Source organism: Mesomycoplasma ovipneumoniae, from assembly GCF_030012565.1.
Lineage (GTDB): Bacteria > Bacillota_I > Bacilli_A > Mycoplasmatales > Metamycoplasmataceae > Mesomycoplasma > Mesomycoplasma ovipneumoniae_D.
This window is the reverse complement of sequence record NZ_CP124621.1, coordinates 23,013-40,793: the sequence shown is the minus strand read 5'-3', so window position 1 is coordinate 40,793 and position 17,781 is coordinate 23,013. Positions and strand designations below refer to the sequence as shown.

Annotated in this window: 12 protein-coding genes, 2 tRNA genes and 1 rRNA gene; 1 reads left to right on the top strand and 14 read right to left on the bottom strand. The window is 30.4% G+C overall.

Annotated features, from left to right (window positions below; genetic code table 4):
- Positions 1-18 precede the first annotated feature (18 nt).
- Positions 19-92: transfer RNA gene (locus QJQ40_RS00170), tRNA-Trp, on the bottom strand.
- A 277-nt stretch (positions 93-369) separates the two neighbouring features.
- Between QJQ40_RS00170 and QJQ40_RS00165 the strand changes: the two genes are divergently transcribed.
- Positions 370-1,179, top strand: coding sequence for a hypothetical protein (locus tag QJQ40_RS00165; protein WP_282861297.1), 810 nt, complete (start codon positions 370-372; stop codon positions 1,177-1,179).
- 1,115 nt (positions 1,180-2,294) lie between these two features.
- Here the strand turns inward: QJQ40_RS00165 and QJQ40_RS00160 are convergent.
- The 13 genes from QJQ40_RS00160 to QJQ40_RS00100 all read right to left on the bottom strand — a co-directional run bounded on the left by QJQ40_RS00160 (position 2,295) and on the right by QJQ40_RS00100 (position 17,781).
- Positions 2,295-4,778, bottom strand: coding sequence for a PTS transporter subunit IIABC (locus tag QJQ40_RS00160; protein ID WP_282861296.1), 2,484 nt, complete (start codon positions 4,776-4,778; stop codon positions 2,295-2,297).
- A gap of 245 nt (positions 4,779-5,023) precedes the next feature.
- Positions 5,024-5,293 (bottom strand): HPr family phosphocarrier protein, encoded by a 270-nt coding sequence (locus QJQ40_RS00155; protein ID WP_010321031.1) that lies wholly within the window; start codon positions 5,291-5,293, stop codon positions 5,024-5,026.
- Between the two features lie 123 nt (positions 5,294-5,416).
- Positions 5,417-5,490 (bottom strand) — tRNA-Gly (locus tag QJQ40_RS00150).
- Between the two features lie 63 nt (positions 5,491-5,553).
- On the bottom strand, positions 5,554-6,108 hold the full coding sequence (locus tag QJQ40_RS00145) for a thymidine kinase (protein WP_044284307.1): 555 nt from the start codon (positions 6,106-6,108) through the stop codon (positions 5,554-5,556).
- Positions 6,109-6,191: 83 nt separating this feature from the next.
- Complete coding sequence (locus tag QJQ40_RS00140) at positions 6,192-7,103, bottom strand: ABC transporter permease (protein ID WP_282861294.1); 912 nt, start codon at positions 7,101-7,103, stop codon at positions 6,192-6,194.
- On the bottom strand, positions 7,103-8,821 hold the full coding sequence (locus tag QJQ40_RS00135; RefSeq protein WP_282861293.1) for an ABC transporter permease: 1,719 nt from the start codon (positions 8,819-8,821) through the stop codon (positions 7,103-7,105). Before QJQ40_RS00135 ends, QJQ40_RS00140 begins: the two co-directional genes overlap by 1 nt.
- The gene (locus tag QJQ40_RS00130; protein WP_282861292.1) at positions 8,814-10,340 is read right to left on the bottom strand and encodes an ABC transporter ATP-binding protein; all 1,527 of its coding nucleotides are present in this window, start codon (positions 10,338-10,340) and stop codon (positions 8,814-8,816) included. Before QJQ40_RS00130 ends, QJQ40_RS00135 begins: the two co-directional genes overlap by 8 nt.
- A gap of 82 nt (positions 10,341-10,422) precedes the next feature.
- Entirely contained in the window at positions 10,423-11,751 is a 1,329-nt protein-coding gene (locus QJQ40_RS00125; protein ID WP_282861291.1) for a BMP family ABC transporter substrate-binding protein, read from the bottom strand.
- Positions 11,752-11,849: 98 nt separating this feature from the next.
- The gene (locus QJQ40_RS00120) at positions 11,850-12,407 is read right to left on the bottom strand and encodes an inorganic diphosphatase (protein ID WP_282861289.1); all 558 of its coding nucleotides are present in this window, start codon (positions 12,405-12,407) and stop codon (positions 11,850-11,852) included.
- A 45-nt stretch (positions 12,408-12,452) separates the two neighbouring features.
- Positions 12,453-13,250, bottom strand: coding sequence for an MAG0110 family membrane protein (locus QJQ40_RS00115; protein WP_282861288.1), 798 nt, complete (start codon positions 13,248-13,250; stop codon positions 12,453-12,455).
- Positions 13,240-14,094 carry a DNA-binding protein WhiA gene (gene whiA / locus QJQ40_RS00110; RefSeq protein WP_282861286.1) on the bottom strand — a complete coding sequence of 285 codons (855 nt, stop codon included), beginning with the start codon at positions 14,092-14,094 and terminating at the stop codon, positions 13,240-13,242. Before whiA ends, QJQ40_RS00115 begins: the two co-directional genes overlap by 11 nt.
- Before the next feature lie 98 nt (positions 14,095-14,192).
- Positions 14,193-14,298, bottom strand: a 5S ribosomal RNA gene (gene rrf, locus QJQ40_RS00105).
- A gap of 72 nt (positions 14,299-14,370) precedes the next feature.
- Positions 14,371-17,781 (bottom strand): P110/LppT family adhesin N-terminal domain, encoded by a 3,411-nt coding sequence (locus QJQ40_RS00100; RefSeq protein ID WP_282861284.1) that lies wholly within the window; start codon positions 17,779-17,781, stop codon positions 14,371-14,373.

The window sequence follows — 17,781 nt, the reverse complement described above, 5'->3', positions numbered from 1 at the left end:
ATTTTAAAAATAATTTTTTGGCGGGGGTTAAAGGATTCGAACCTTCACTGATGGGTTTGGAGTCCATGGTACTTCCATTATACTAAACCCCCTTTTTCAACAATCTAATTAAATTATACCCTAAAAAGTTATAAATAAAAATTAAATGCTAAATAAAAAATGTTTATATTTACAGGAAAATTAATATCCTAACCTATTAAATTTTTAGCTAAATTAATGAAAAATTCAAACAATTACTTTTTTATCTATGGCTTTGATTCTACCGCTTTTGTTAATTTTTTCCTCTAATTTATTAATGGAAAAATTTTTTATTCTTTTTTAACTTGTGCTTAATATTATAAGATATAATAACGCTTAATTATAAAAATAATGGATATTAATCAAGTTAACATGATCAAAAAATTCTACACGCAATATTTACGGCTACTTAATAGGAAATTTCTTCTTATTATTGTCTTTCCTGTTATTGCTTATCTAGCAATTACAATTGTATATATAATTTCATTTAGTAAAATTGAATTTATAAATACTCAAGGCGGAACATTTCCCATGAGAGTAACTACCTATTTTACTTTTATTTTCGTAACATTTCTAATCATAATAAATTTTTTTGCCTTCTTTTTTTTATATAAAAAACAAGGGCTTAACACAGAGCATCAAGACTATATCGTTGAATTTGGTTTGTTATTATTTGGAAGTTCTCCTCGATATCTTAAAAAAACTAATGAAATTAACAATGTTTCTTTCCTACAAGGGAAGGAAATAAAGCCCGAACTGAAACAATTTTTATTTAAAATTTTTTATAAAATAAGTAAATTTGAATTATGAATTGCGGTTTTTTGCCTTTGTTTTTCAATTTTAACATTTATTTTACACGAAATTTTCTTAACTCTTGTTTTCGGTAATAACAATTTTGCTATAGATTTTATCCGAGATACAGGTCCACTTATAAAAGTTGATAAAAATTATATTAATTTATTAACAATCATTTTAGTTATTATTTTTTCTATTAGTATTTTGCTGTTTGTTTCTTTTTTCTTTTTTATTTTTTATAACAATAGAAATTTATCCAAAATTTATAGGTTGATTTCAAATTCTTTTGATAACCCTATTGAATTAATCACAAAAACTTTTAATAAGTCTTTGTTTGGAATTTATGTAAAAATAAATAAAAAATAATTATTCAAATTAGTAACGGGTCTGTCATTTGTTATGCTTTGTGACAAATATTTGTTTATTTTTCTAAAATGTAAATTTAAAAGATTTAAAAAAATAATTTAGGCTGTGCGCAACTTGACCCTTTATATAGCAAATAACCTGAATTCCTAAATTATCGTGAGTTTCTTAGTTGATAAGATAATTACAAAAAAGTGCTGGGTTTTAGGCACTTTTTTAACTTTTTTGCAAAAGTTAATTACCTATTTTTTACTGATCTATTAAAATATCAAGGTAAAAAATACACCTATTTCAAATATTTGGATCACCAGGAACTCATCAAACTGCTAAACTCAGAAAAAATAACTATCAAAGCAAAAATACTAAATTTTAAATCTAACACTCACGAAAGAAAAAACCTACTTATTAATCAAATAAAGCAAACTAAAAAAGTAAAATTTTGACTTAAAAAGCAAAATTATGAAATATTTAAACTACCTTTTTTAGTTAAAACACTGACAAAAATCATAAAAAAAACAACTACTATTTAAACTCAATGCAAATAGAAAACTCGTTTTTACTCACATCGAGCCTAAAAAATATATGAAGTTTTGAAAGAACAATAACTAAAAGCCATAAATTTGAAGATTTCTAAACGGTTAAATTTAAGGCATTCCATCATATTTAAAAATATAATGGATAATTCGCACTATTTGAGTTTTTTATGACAAAAAAACATAACTAATTCCCCTTAATTCAATATCAAAAATTTATTAATTATTCTTAGTGAGGTTTATTGTAACACAATTTTATTTTAGACCAAACATTTTTTTTTTTTTTTTTACAAAAGGTTAATTCCAAAATAATAAAAATTAAGATTTTAGCTAAAAAACCCGTATTTACAGGTATTTTTACATATTTAGATTCATTAAAAAGTGAATTTTTACCTTCAAACTAGCAAAGTCAGGTATTTGCTTAGACCTTAACAAAAGAAGTTATAAATTTTGACAAAAGGACTTAATAAATTTCGTATTAAAAGTTAATTGTATATTTTAGTCAAATAAAGTTAATTTAAAACAAAAACCGCGAAGTTAATCGCGGTTTTTTTACAAAAATATTCTAAAATTTAGAGACCAATTTTATTGTTTTTTGACTGGTAATGATTGACCAACTAGCATTGGAAGTTGATTAATGTTTTGTAAAGGAACTTTAAATTGGAATTCTTTTTTATCTGACTCGTGAAGAATAACAACGATAATATCGGTGTTTTTTATTCCTGATTGAGTTAAATAATCAAGATCAACGCTAGCAACTTTATCTCCAGCACTAATATCTTGGCCAGCTTCAACAAAAACCTCAATACCCTTACCTTGAAGTTCGACAGTATCAATTCCGATGTGAATTAAAACTTGGGTTTTATTGTCTTTAGAAGCAAATCCAATTGCGTGTTTGGTATTAAAGACCATTTTAATTTGACCATTAATTGGTGAAAAAATGTCTGTTTTACCGGTGTTACCAACACGAATTGCAAAACCTTTTCCTAATTTTTCTTCAGAAAAAACGCCGTCTTTTACTTGGGCTAATTCAATTAATTCACCTGTTGCTGGAGAATAAATTTCTTCTGGCAAGTGGCAAGTTTTGTTTTCACACTTAGTCATTTCAACTTTTTCTGGCATAGATTTTGTTGGTTTGTTTTTCAAAATTGCGTCAATTTCGTCTTGAGACATAGCTTTAATTAAATCACGTTGGGAATTAATTTTTGCATTCATTTGCTCAGCGATTGGCCCTAAAATTGCCTGAACATGGTGTTGTCCTTCAACTTTTATAGCAACAACGCCGGCAGCTTTTAATTTTTGTTCGTCAACAAGTGATAAATCTTTAATGTCATAACGAAGACGTGATGCACAGTTATTAAAATTGGTAATATTATCAATTCCACCATATCCATCAACGATCGCAAGAACTTGTGGATCAACTGATGTGGCAGATTTTGATTTATCTTTACGTGCTAAATAATCAGATTTTGTAAATAATTTGGTGTTTGTTCCTCTTCCTGGAGTTTCAAGGTTTTTCCATTTGATAACAAATAGGAAAACAAAGTAGTAAATTGGTGCATAAGCAAGTCCTACTACTAAAACTCACCAGAAATTAGTACCTTTTTGGACAGGAACGGCTCCATAAATTAAAAGGTCAAGAACTCCACCTGAGAAGACCATTGGAATGTGAACTCCAGCTAAATTCGCAAACATGAAGGAAAGGGCCATCATAAATGCGTGGAATCCTCAGAAAAGTAGTGGAGATAAGAATAGGAATGTAAATTCAATCGGTTCAGTAACACCAGTTACAAATGAAGTTGCTGCTGCTGGAATAACAGTTCCTGCAGTAACTTTTCGATTTTCTTTTGGTGCTGCCATAATCATGGCTGCTGCTGCTGCTGGAAGACCGAACATCATTCCTGAGAATTTACCGTCAGCAAATCTACCAACTTTGAAACCATGGTTTTCTAAAAAGGTAAATAATGGGATTGAAACTGCTTTTCCATCTTCGGTGTAATCGATTGTGTTAGCAAATTTTAATAAATAAATTGATGCTGTTGAGTCACCAACAAATTTATCTTTATTTTGAGCATGGTCAAGTAAAATTTCTTTAAGTGAATCACCAGGAATTACTTTACCACTAGCAACTACTTCGTAAATTACTTGTGTTGAATTTGCGGCTTCTGCAGTTTTGCTTATAACTTCAATTCCTTGATCTTTTGCTCAGTCAGCGATAGTTGCACCTGCGTCTCCTCCGGCTGATGAGAATCAAAGTGGTGCGTAGAAAACGTGGTGTAGACCAAAAGGAATTAGAGATCTTTCGATGTAACCAAAAATAAATGACTCAAATCCATAAGGAACTTTTGCAAGTGAAGCACCAAAGAGGTTAAGCCCAATTCCTATTCATGGTCAGAAAATTAGGAAAATAAAAGCTAAAAGCCCCATTACTGGAATTGTGATTAATGCAACAAATCTTTTACCTCCATAAAATGAAATCATTTGTGGTAATTGAATTGTATGAAAGCGATTATATAGATATTGAACAACAAGTCCAACAGCTATTCCGCCAAAAACTGAGGTTTGAAGCGCCCTGAATCCGAGAGCACCACCAACAAGCCTTGTTAATCCGGCTGGATCACGCCCTGCACCAGAGAATAAAATAGAAACCCCTTTACCAATGCTTTTTTTAGCATCAGCAGGATCAGGAATATCAACATCAGTGATAAAGACTGTTTGGACTGATGAGAAAACAAGATATCCGATTAATGTTGCAAAAACAGCCACACCGGACTCATCAGTAAAGGCAATAACAAAGGCAATCGCAAATAAAACCGGTAAACCGGCAAAAACAGCATCACCTAGGGCTTGGATAAATTGCCCAAATTGTTTAAGGTTATGAAGCGATTCGGCGTTGTTTGCAATCGCAGCACCAACCCCTAAGAGCAGACCAGCAATGGACATAACTGAGATTGGTAGCATAAAAGCGCCCGATAATTTGGACAAAATTTTACGCAATTTCCCAGCACCAGAGTTGTTGGTGCTCTTTCTTGTTTTTTCACTGAAAACTGATTTAAGTGAAATGGACATTTTTCTCCTTTCTTTTTTTTGTATATATAAAATAATTAATTTGATAAATTGATAACGCAAAACATCAAATTAATTACCATAATTTTACATTATTTTATAGGTTTTGCTAGAAAATAATTGAAAAATATATTTTTTTTCAATTTTCGGTAAGATTTGGGAAATCCTGGCAAAAAAATAAAATAAACCGACGTTTTGTCGGTTTATTTTATGCACGGTTTTTACTGATTATATAGGGTTTTTCTGAATTATTCAAGAATTAATTTTTCAGCAATAATTAATTCTTTGATCGCTTTTGCGGCAGTAATTTCGTCTTCACCTGAAACTTCAATGGTAAAATTTGATCCCATTTTAATTCCAAGAGCCATTATATTCATGATTGATTTGGCATTACCTGATTTTTCACCAGATATGATTTTAATTTGTGATTTGAATGTTGTTGCTAATTTTGCAACTTTTGAAGCAGGGCGGGCGTGAAAACCAAGTTTGTCTATTACTGTTCCTGAAATTATTTCCATTTTTTTTCCTTTTTAAGAAATTAAATCTTTTTTAAATTATACATTATTTTAAAAAAATAATGTATAAAATGTTAATAAAAAAAGCGCATTCGCGCTTTTTGTGAGAATTTGGACAACCTGATATGGAGCAAGTGAAGGGAATCGAACCCTCACAGTCAGCTTGGAAGGCTGAAGTTCTACCATTAAACTACACTTGCGCTTGCAAATTGTAATTTTACCACAAAAATTTGAATTAGTAGAAAAAATATTTTTTTTTTTTTTTACAAGTTATGACAAGCACGACAACGGGCCTCATATTCGGCACTATCACCAATTAAGTTTTGTTTTTCTGACTTAACAAGGCGAGCCGTTGTTGTTGCAGCGCGTTTGCAAATTGTGCAAACTGCTTGTAATTTTGTCACATTTTCGGCAATTGCCATTAAATTTGGCAAAACACCAAAGGGTTTGCGACGAAAATCCTGGTCAAGGCCGCTGACAATCACGCGAATTCCTTTGTTTGCAATTTTATCCAAAAAGGGGATAATATCTTCGGAAAAAAATTGGATCTCATCAATTGCAATTGCGCCGTATTTTTCTTTTGCAAATAGATCTTTTATTTCTTGAGTTGTCTTAGCGCTAAAAGTTGGGATTCTCAGACCTGAGCGCGAAACAATTTCGCAGTCAGAAAAACGGTTGTCAATTAAAGGTTTTATTACTAAAATCTTAATATTTGCATAAGTTAGAATTTTTATTCTTTTAATTAGTTCATCAGATTTGCCTGAAAACATAGGGCCGGTAATAACTTCAATAATACCTTCGAAAAATTTTTTGTACATAATAAAACCTTGAAATATTTTTTCATGAATGCTGTTTTTATTTTCTAATAAGGATTTAGAATTATACTATAAATTTTTAAGTTTTATTTTAAAGATTTATCATAAGGTATTCCGAGCGCTTTTGGCGCTAAGTCTTTTCTGGAAGTAAGACCTAAAATTAAAATTGTAATTAAATATGGTGCAGCTTCAATAATTGCTAAAAAGTCACCAAAATTTCCGGCTAAGCTAATTGAAATTGTGTATAAAAATGAGAAAATTAAGCCATAAATCACAATTAAAATTATTTTTCAACGGCCCATAATTAAAATTGTTAGCGATAAAAATCCTAGTCCCTGAACGTCGCCTGTAAAAGAAGATCCTAAATACTGGAAATAAAAAGCACCTGCGATTCCGGCAATTAAACCTGAAAGAAAAACTCCAAGTCATTTCATTTTATTTACATTAATTCCGGCTGCAGCAACGGCATGCGGATTTTCACCAACAGCTGAAAATCTGAGTCCAAATTTGGTTTTGGAAAAAACAAACCAAGTTACAAAAATTAGCGCTGTTACAATTAGTAATTTTAGTGAAAAAATGTTTAAAAAAGTTCTGTGTGGACCAAAGGCAAGTTCATTTACTGGAGACTCAAAGCGGCTACTGTTTCCATAAATTTTAAGCAGTGCAAATGCAATTGCTGGCGCCAAAATGTTGAGCGCTACCCCTGAAATAATATGATTTCCTTTCAGTTTTATCGTTAAAAATCCGTGCAGTAGCGAAAATAATCCTGAAAAAAGCGCTGCAAGTGGGATTAGTATTAATTGCATCGCCATGTTGGAAACATCAAAAAGAATTGAAAAAAGACCATAAACTGTCGCCCCAATAATCATAACTCCGTTGATTGCAATGTTTACAACCCCAGCTTTTTCACTATAAAGTCCTGCTATCGATCCGGTTGTTATTATTGAGAAAAAGACAAAGAAAAGCGCTAAAATTGGAATAACTGTTTCTCAGGTCATTATTTTTCCTCCGTTTTTAAAGGTTTTTTAGCTTTTTGGTTTGCTTTAAAATTTTGAATAATTTCAGATTTTAGACTACGAAACTGCAAGTGATGTTCAATAATTTGCTGTCAAAAGGCATTAAAATTATTTTTAGCATCAAAGTAACCTAATTCATTTAGTTCGATGTTTAATTTACGCCTTTTTTGGTTAATTTGCTCAAAAAAGGCTAATTTTTCCTCAACATTTTTTGACTTAAGTGCTGAATCTAGTCCAGATTTGTTTTTTAATTCGGTCTTTTTTTGTTTTCAAATTGCGACGTTGTCATGATTCTTAATTTTTAAGTACGCTCTTTTTAATAAGAAAAGTTTAATATTTATTTTTTGAATTTTTCGGTAAATTCAAAAAATATTAACTTTTTGGTCTAAAAATAAAGTTAAAAGTTCTGCTTTAATGTTTTCAAAATTAGTAATTTCTGTTTGCAAATTCCTAATTTTTTCCTTTTTTTCAGGTTTTATGAACAATAAACTTAAATTACTGTGAACAGGACTTGTTGGCTTAATTTTTATATTTTTTGCATTTTTAGCACTGAAAAATCGGCCTGTTCTAGATAAGTATCAAACATTCATCGTTCATTTTAGTGGCTTAAAATGAATAAAAATAACAGATATAGCAGATAAATACACTATAATTCCAATAATAATTTGTGTTGTTTGTTGATTTAAGGCGATTGAATGAGCCTCAAGTGCATTTGTTCCAATTAGAAGAACTGAGTAAAAAAAGGATATTGGGATTATTCCAAAAGGTGAATTAAAAGCTAAAAGTGCTAATAAAATAGCATCAAAACCTTCTCGCGGCATTCCGGCCTGAATTGTAAAGGATCGTCTGTAAAAAACATATCAGGCAAAACCGGCAATTCCGCCGACAATTCCTGAAAAAGTCATGACTGCAATAGTTGTTTTTTTGTTATTAATTCCAGCATAATTTGCAGCATCTTTATTTTGACCAGTAATTTTTATTGAAAGGCCAATTGAAGTTTTTTGCAAAACAAACCAGATTAAAAATGCAAATAATAATGCTAAAAATAACATTATTATTGAAAAATTACGGGTTAAAAATATTGATGTTAAAAATGCCGTCTCGTTTATAGTTTGTGAAGTTAGTGTTGTAGTTTTAAATCCAATGTCAAGACTTGTTGATGTAAGGAAAAATTTACCAATATAAAAAATTATTCAATTTAATAAAATTGTTGAAATAACTTCATTTATTTTCAAATAAGATTTAAGAATACCAACTAGTGCACCCAGAATTCCGCTTGTTAAAATACCTAAAAGTGCGGCTATTAATAACCGAGCATAAATATTAATTGATGTCAAATTTAAAACAATCATCAAGGAAACTATCCCTGAGATCATCATTTGCGCCGGAAGACCAATGTTAAATAACCCTGATTTAAAAGGAATTGCAATTGCAATACTAGCAAAAATGAAAATTGACGTAATTAATAGCAAACTTCTAACTTCATTTCAAGCAAAAGCGATCTTAAAAACAATAGTATAATAAACTCTAAGCGGATTGTATCCAAATGACCAGATAAAAATAAATGAGACTAAAATTCCAAAGAAAATTGCCCAAAAAGTAGACAAAATCTTTTCAGATAAGCTTTTAGAGGTGTTTTTTTCTAATTTTTTAAAGAAAAAATTAGAAAAAATAGAAAAATTAATTTTTTTCTTAATCATGATTTAAACCTGCCATTAGTCTACCTATTTTGTAACGGTCAATTTCGTTTGCAAAATATTTTTTAGAAATTTGTCCTTTATTAATAACACAAATTGTGTCTGCTAGGGCCAAAACTTCATCGAGTTCGTATGAAATGAGTAAAATTGTTTTATTTTTACTTTTTTCTTCAAGAATTTTTTGATGAACTAAATTTATTGCCCCTATATCAAGTCCACGAGTTGGCTGGACTATTAAAAGTACTTCGTGATCAGTTAAAATTTCGCGGCCCAGAACAAATTTTTGCTGGTTACCCCCAGATAAAAGTCGAGAATTCTTTTGGCCAGTTTTATCACCTCTTACATCAAAAAGTTCAACAATTTTATCGTATAATTCTTGAACTTTTTGAGTTTTTATATATTTTTTTGAAACATATTTTTCATTTCTCATGTTTCTTATTATTGAATTATCTAAATTTGGCAAATCTAAAACTATTCCGTATTTATGACGGTCGCTAGGAACATAAGAAATTAAACCAAAACGGGAAGCGGCGCTTGAATTTTCTAAGTTTATATGTTCGTTTTTTTGATTATAAACCAAAATTTTACCTGTTGAATGAATTAGACCTGAAATTGCAAGTTCGACCTCAAGCTGACCGTTGCCTTCAATACCTGCAATTGCAAAAATTTCACCTTTGTGAATTTCAAAGTTCAAATTTTCGATTTTTTTATCAAAAGAAGCGCTAAGATTTTCAACTTTTAGTCCAACTTGAGTGAAATCTTTTTTGAGTAAATTTTTTGAGCTGACAACTTTTTTACCAACCATTGCTGAAGTCATCTCGGAAATACTGATGTTTTCAAGATTTTCAAAGTTGGCAACAACTTCTCCATGACGCAAAACGGTCGCAGAATTTGCAACTTGTTTAACTTCAGATAATTTGTGTGATATAAAAATTATTGTTTTACCATTTTTAATAAAAAATCTTAAAATATCTAAAAAGGAGTCAATTTCTTGTGGTGATAGAATTGCTGTTGGCTCGTCAAAAATTAAGATATCTGAGTCGCGATATAAAATTTTTATAATTTCAATTTTCTGTTTTACAACCACAGAAGCGTCGCCAGTTTTTTGGTCTAAATCAAATTCAATATTGTAAATTTGTTGTATTTTTTTTATTTTTTCACGGGCAGATTGTCGATTTAGAACACCTCGGTGCGTAAATTCCTGTCCTAAAATAATGTTTTCAAAATTAGTATAAGCATCAACTAGTTTAAAATGTTGATGAACCATCCCTATTCCCAAGTCGCTTGCGCGATTAGGATTGTCAATAAATGATTGTTTTCCGTTTACTTTTATTTGTCCCTCATCTGGTGTATAAATTCCAAAAAGAGTTGACATAAGTGTTGATTTTCCGGCACCATTTTCACCAATTAGTGCGTGGATTGTGTTTTTTTTAACTTTAAAGCTAATGTTTTTATTAGCAAAAAAGTTGCCAAATTTTTTTGAAACACCAATAAACTCAATTACATTTTCTTCTCTGTCCATTTAATTAAATTTTAGCAAAAAAAATTAAAAAATCCAGACAAAATAGCCTGGATTTTTTTCTCGAGCTTAAAAAGTGCTGAAATTATTTATTAATTTCAGAAACTAGCTTGTCAATTCGAGCTTGTTGATCTTTGTCCATTTCTGGAATTTCTAATGTTTTACGAACATCAGTTGAGTTTGCTGTTTTTTCGTCAAAATGTTTTTTTGCATCTTCGATTGCTTTATTGGCTAAAGTTTTATCTGAATCTGGTAGGGTTGAATCGGCAATGTCGACAAATTTATCCTTATATCCAAGTTTTACAAATGCATTTTTTTGAGATTGAACAAATCCGCCTAAATATTTTGAATTTGTTTTTTTAGTGTATAGATCGGCAAGAACTGAAAAAAGTGAATATCCTAAATTTTTCAAAATTGATGTAAAAAATCTTCTTGTTGCATTTGTATAAACAAGTGACTGATCAGTATCAACCCCTATTAAATAACGGTCATGATCTCCTGCGGCAATATCTGCAAAAATCCCTGTTAGTGGACCGGCCACTGCTAGCAATGTTGAAGGAGAACCATTTGCCGCTAAATTTTCAAGTGTTTGTTTACTTGTTGCATCGACAGCAAAATTTGTATCTAATTTGATTGTATTAGCGGTAATTTTAGTTTTTTTGGTAGGATTTGCGGCATTATATGCTTTAATTCCGGCCAAATATCCAGCAATAAAGTCAGTAACAGCGGCAAAAGCACCACCGCCTACAGTTATTGCAGAACGTTTGGCTGCATCATTTGGATATTTAGCGGCTAAAAACGCTGCATTTGCATAACCTGCAATATATGCTGCTTCTTCAGATTTATAATTTAAACGGATGTATTGGCCTTGTGGAATTACATCATCCAAACCAGGTAAGTCAATTCCAATAACAATTATTTTTTTACTAGTAAATGATTGTTTATTTTCTGGAATAGCAAGTCAAGATTGTAGAGCTTCATTATGTTGAAATCCAGAAAGAACTCAAACATTTTTATTTGTGTTAATTAAAGAATTATATTTTTGTGATAAAGTATCAGTGTTACTATCAATCGAAGTGATTTCTCCACCTGTTATTGCAGCCAATTGTTGAATAGCCTCTCAACTTGACTGATTAAAAGACTTGTCAGTAACAGTTCCATCAGCTGTTACAATTGCAATATTCATTGCAAAATGTTTGGAAGCATCTTGTTTTGCTGCGCTTATTTCATCTTTACGGGATGAAACTAAATTAGAAATCTTGGAAACATCGGTAATTGTTTGTGTTTGGCCTGAACCTGGAGTTTGTTTTGCACCATCGTTTGAGTGACCATTACCGCAACTAGCAATAACTCCAATTACAGAAATTGGCATAACTAAACCTAGTTTTAAAAACTTGTTTCACTTAGTTTTCATATTCTCCTCTAAAGTTTTGATAATGTTATTTTGTTATTTTTTTATTATATCATAAAAAAACACATTTTTTTGCTATCTAACAAAAAAATGTGTTTGGGTTATTTTTGATATTTTTCCGGGAATTTTTCTTGCATTGTTTTAAGAAAATCTTCTTTTGAATAATGGTGAAAATCTTCATAAAGTTTAGTACAAGTTTCAAATTCTTTAATCGCCTCGTCAAGAGAGATAAATTTTGAGACTTTTGTAATTCCGGGGCGTTTTCAATTTTTATAATTGCTAAAAAAATAATGAATTGAATCTAATCACTCTTGAGGTAGACTGTCCATTGAATTAATATGATCTAAGCGATAGTCATCATGATGAACTGCAATTAATTTTGTGTCAATTTCGCCGTCATCTATCATTTCAAGGGCGCCTAAAATTCTAGCATTTAGTTGTGATCCGGGTAAAAATTTTTGGCTAGAATAAACTAAAACATCTAATGGATCGCCATCTCAATCTAGTGTCTCAGGAATACTCCCGTAGTTAGCCGGATAAACAAAATCACCACGAAGAATTCTATCAACAACTAATTTTTTAGTTTTAGGGTCAATTTCATATTTAATGTTCGACCCTTTATCAATCTCAATATCAACTAAAATTACTTTTTTTTGCATAAAGTCCTTAAAAAATATTTGAAAATAGAGGCTAAATTATATATTTTAACGTCTGCTCAAAAGTCTTAATATATTTACGACTAAACGAAGGAAAGAAATATATAAACCAAGTGCATTTCAAATTGATAATCTTAAGAAAACACGTTTAATTTCACGTTCACTATTGTAATTGGCTAAAATTACAGATGATTGATTTCTGATACTTCAAAACTCATATCCGATCGCTCCTAATGTAACTGTGATGGCAATAAGTGAATATAAGGTTTCTAAAAATGTAGAAAAAACATAAAGGGAAACAATGAAAAGAATGATTTCAATAACAAAACCAATCAAAATTAAAGGTAGTAATTTACCAAAATTCATAACTTGGAAATAACCTAAAATTCCAATTAGACCCATTATACCACCAGCACCACCAATTGCTATCATTATATAGTTACCATTGCCCAAGACTAGTTCGTTAGCGAAAATTAACGGAAGAATGATAGAATTAGCTATTACAAAAACAAAAAAGAGCAAAACAAGAACGAATGTTGGCGGGTTATCAGCTAACGCGGATTTACCTATATAATATGACAGCCCAAAATTTACTCCTAAAAGTAAAACAAGAAATAGTAAAATCCCAGTAGTTCTTGATGTAATAGGTCTAACTATTCTTAAATAAATTGCAAATAATGAGTCTATTGATAAAATTGCAAACGTAATTAAACCAACAAATAAAATTGCAACACCTAATCACATAAGGGAAAAAGACAACAATTTATTTGTTAGTTTTTTTGTAGCTTCGTCTGCACGGCTATAAGCACGTCAATCTTTGCGGTCAAAAATAATTCTATTGTGCATTTTTCACTCCTTTTTCTAAAATTTTATTAGACTTGACAAGCCAATAGTTTAGGCCTGCTTTTGTTCTAATAATATTATACTCTTTTTTTAGAATTTCACAAATTTCTTGTAAACTTAATTCAGGATTTTTTTCCCGGATCTCAAAGAAAATTAATTCTTGGTCGCTAAATTCCGATGTTAGATTGTATTTTTTAATTAAATTTCATTTTTTAATAAAGTTCGTTGATGATTCACTTATCTTTTTGGCATTTTTTATGTCAAAATTTGTGATTCTGTTAGCATTAAGATAGTGATCACGTTCAATTCTCAAAATTTCTAATTTTGAAGCTTGTTCAAGTGCGCCGATAGCCATTAAAAAATAAATTATTTCGTTAACTTTTTTTAAATAAATTTTTAAGCGGTTCTGATAAAAAATTTGCTTAAAATTAAATTCTAATTGATTCTGGCGCAAAATATTTAAAACTTTTTCACATTTTGATTTATCCAAAAATGAAATTTCAAGATGGTAAGATTTTGACCCTAGCGGTGAAATCGAACCCCCTCCTATGAAAAGTCCGGCAAAAAAATATTGGATATTCTCAGGTGTTTTATCAATTTTAATTAATTTTTTCTCAATACAGATCCAATTTTTGTTTTTTTTAGTTTCTGAAAAAAACAATTGAAATTTCTTAAAAATTTCAATTAATCGAGAATTAATTTCATTTTTGTTAATTCTTAGTATAAAATAGCTTGGATCGTCATCTAGTGATGATGAAAAAATTAAACCTTTAACTAAGGAATTAAATTTTGGTCGAGTTAGTCGATTTGCTAAAATTTCAAGTTTTGCTTGTTGACTGAAAGTCATAATTTAACTCTTTTTTGGCTATTTTTAAGCGTTTTTTCGGTTATTTTCGCTATTTTTTGTTATTTTTACACTTTTTTTATTTATTCAAGAAAATAAAAAAACAGTAACTCCCTATTTTCCTATTTCTAGTATCGTCGGCGTAAAAAGGCTTAACTACTGAGTTCGGAATGGGTTCAGGTGATCCCTTTTGCTATTGTTACTGTTATGTTTATAATTATATCACAAAAAAATTTTTTGTGCAAAATATTTTTTTTTTTTTTTTTTACAGGCGAAAAACTATCTAGTTAGTTCCTTAATAAATGCTTTTGTAAGTTCTTGAGAGATTGATTCTTGGTTTGCAGAATCTATAGAATCATAAATTGCAAGACCACGAACAGTTACTGTAGAATCGGATTTGTCTTCTGGGTTTGGACCTAAATAACTTCAATCAAGGTGGCTATTAAATAATTGAGGGTTTGTATCTTCTAAATTTAAATTAGAAACAATTTTTTGAGACAACGGATTACGAGATGAACTTAAAGTAAATGTGTAATTAGTATCTTTTTTAGAGATAGTTAAAAATAATAAATCATCTTCTTTAAGTAAGTCAAAATTAGCACTTCGGTTAGTTAAATTGATATTTTTTTGAGAAAAAACATCAAAATCTAATGATGCTATATTACTTTTTTCAAGTTTAGATAGGTTGTCTTTAATTTCAAAAAGTCCAACCGCGTTACCTTGAACTCCAGAAATTAGACCAACTACTGGGATGGCCTGTGCACCTGATGCAGCTTGTGAACCATTTTGGTCTAGACCAATTACTAAAGTATCTTTTTTACCAAAATCAAGTTTTGAAATAAATAAACCTCTACCATCCTTAGATGAAAGTAAGTGAGTTTTTTTGTTTTTAGTAATGTTTTTTAGACTAAAAGCTAACATTACCACACCGTTTTTAAGCGCAGGTTGAGTATCATTTCCTAAAATTACAGGTTTTTTTAGTATGATTCCATCTTCTGGGGTGGCGGTATTTTGAACAGGAGTTGCAGGAGTAGTGGCGGGAGTTTCGCTAGTTTGAGCTTCGGCTACGGGTGTCGCTGAAGTTTCCATTGAAACTTCTTCCATTTGTTCCTCTTCAGTTTCTTCGGTTCTTTTACTATTTAGTTCAATTTCAACGTCAGTTCGATTTAATGATGAAATTTTTGAAACTTCTCCATTTTCAGTTTTTTGATTTTTTCTAAAATCAAAAAGAAGTAGCGGATTATATTTAACTAAATAATCATAAGACTGATTGTCTTCAAGATTTTGAATTGAAAAAATTAATTTTGCTGGTTTTGATGTAGTTTCTCCAGTTGTTTTTGGATTAAAACTCATAACTACATCAATTTGGCTGTTAGAATTTTTAACAACATCATAAGAAACATCAGAATTTTCTAATTCTGGATAGTTAGATTTTTGTAAAAATGACCAAAGTTTAATACCTAAACCTTCTGTAATTTCAGGTTTTTCAGGTGTTTTAGCTTTTTCATCTGTTTGGGTTGTTGTTTCTTGAGGTACATCTTGAAAAGCGGATGCTGCTACAGGGGTTGCAGCTGAAGTTTGTGTAGGAGCGGTTGTAGGAGCGGCAGTGCCTGTTGATCCACCAGTTGTTGCTTGGGAATCAGTCCCGGTTGAAGTTGAACTTTGATCTGAAGCTGGTGGTTGAGAAGGAGTTGAATTTGAAGTTGGAGGTGTGGTTGAAGTCTGATCTTGTGCTGATTTTTCGTCTTTTTTATCTTTTTCTTCAGGTTTTTTGTCACCTTGAGAAAACATTGCTGAATATTTTTGTTTGTATTCTTCTAATTTAGCAACATCTTCTGGTTGGTGTCCGTGATCTAAGAAATAAAGTTTTTTAGCTACTTGATCAAATGTTTTTTGTTGTCTAGCATCTTCAACAACTTCTGAAACTAGAGATTTAATAAATTCTAAAGTCAATTTTGGACCATTAGGATTTTCTTTGAATTCAAAAGTTTTAGCTAGAGGATTAAGATTTTGAATTTTTGGATCTTCAAGATTAATTTTGTCTAGATTTGAAAAGTCAATTTGTGAATTTTGTTTTAAAGCAGAATTTAGAAGTTTTCGCTGATTTTCATCATAATCAAGTTGAACTTCAAAAGTAGATTTTGAAGAATCAAGGTCAATTAAAACAAATTTAGAATCATTTCCTTTTCCTAATGTGGCAAGTGAAGATTCAAGAACTTTCGGATAATTTGACTTAACAAATTCACTTTCAAGGTAAGGAGCTTCAATATTTAGCTGTTTTTTTATTTGAAAATCAACTTCAAAAGAAACTTTATTTTCTTTTAAAAGTTTATCTTTTTGCTCTTGAGATAAATTTTTTGCTAAATCAATTTTGTTAATTTCAACAAAATAATCATCAAAGCCAGGAACTTGGATTCTGTTAGACTTTGAATTGAAAAAAGTGCTGAAATCTTGGCGGTTTATTTCAACTTTGTCATCATTAGCTTGTGAATTTTGGCCTGAAACTTGGAAAAGTTGGGTTGAAACTTGGCTCTGTCGTCCAATTTGTTGAGAGTTTTGCGTAATTTTGCTCAAGAGTGCGGCGAGATTAACGACCTTATTATCAGTGTAAATAGTTTGAGCCAAACTTTGATTGTCTTTGACAAGTGCAAGTTGAACCAAAGGTTTTAATTGAACTAAATCACTAAATTGTGAAAGAATTTGTTTTTCAACATCTTTTACATCAACGCTTAATTTTTTAATTCCTAAAATTGGGAAGTCAAATTCCTTGACAATTTTCCCGGTTGGGTCAATTAGTTCAAAAGAAATTGAAAGAGTACCAGCTTTATCGTCATGATTTTTGAAAACTAAGTTTTTAACATTCGTTAAGCTATCAACTCTTTTGGTGTCTGAATCACCAATCATAACTATTTTTTCTTGTTTAGCTTTTTGGTTTTCAACTGTTTTTGGAGACAAAACATAGCCTTTTTCCAGAATTGTTGGCAAACCTAAGGTATTAACTAAATTATAGGTTAATCCGTTTTGGAATAAAGCATCAGAAAATGCTTGAGATTTTGAGCGTGATATTTTATATGCAGCTTGAAAATCATTGTCAAGTTTAAAAGCGACTTCTGAAGCTGTCAAATTAGAACTTTTTGCTGCAGAAAGTTCTAATTTTGATTTTTCAAGATCAATTTGGAATCCAACTAAATCACCATCAGCTTTATCACTTTGAGCAAAACCTTTAAGGTCAACTTGTTTTGAATAAGTAAGTTTAAGTGGATCTGAATGAGCATAAACTACAACATTTTTCACTTCAGTGCTTGAAGGACTTGCTTTTTCAATGTCTAAAACTACCCGGAAATTGTGCTTAGTGATCGGACTAAAGTCATATGCTTTTAAAAAATTAAATGCATATGAGGGGTTTTTAGCTAATTCAAGGGCTGTTTTTGCTGATAAATTTTTGTACTCATCGTGCAATTTTAGATCATTAAGAGCTTTAATAAAATCTTCCTCGCTAAAAGTTGCCTGAGTTTTTAGACTAACAACCTCATTTTTATCAACATTTCCAAAAATTTGTGAACTATATGAACGCTCAAAAATTGTTAAACCAATTGGAACTGCAACAATCGTTGTAAGAATTGCTGTAATCGAAAAACCTGTTGAAATTATTGTTTTTGCATTTTTTATTTTGTTTATTTTATTAAGCAT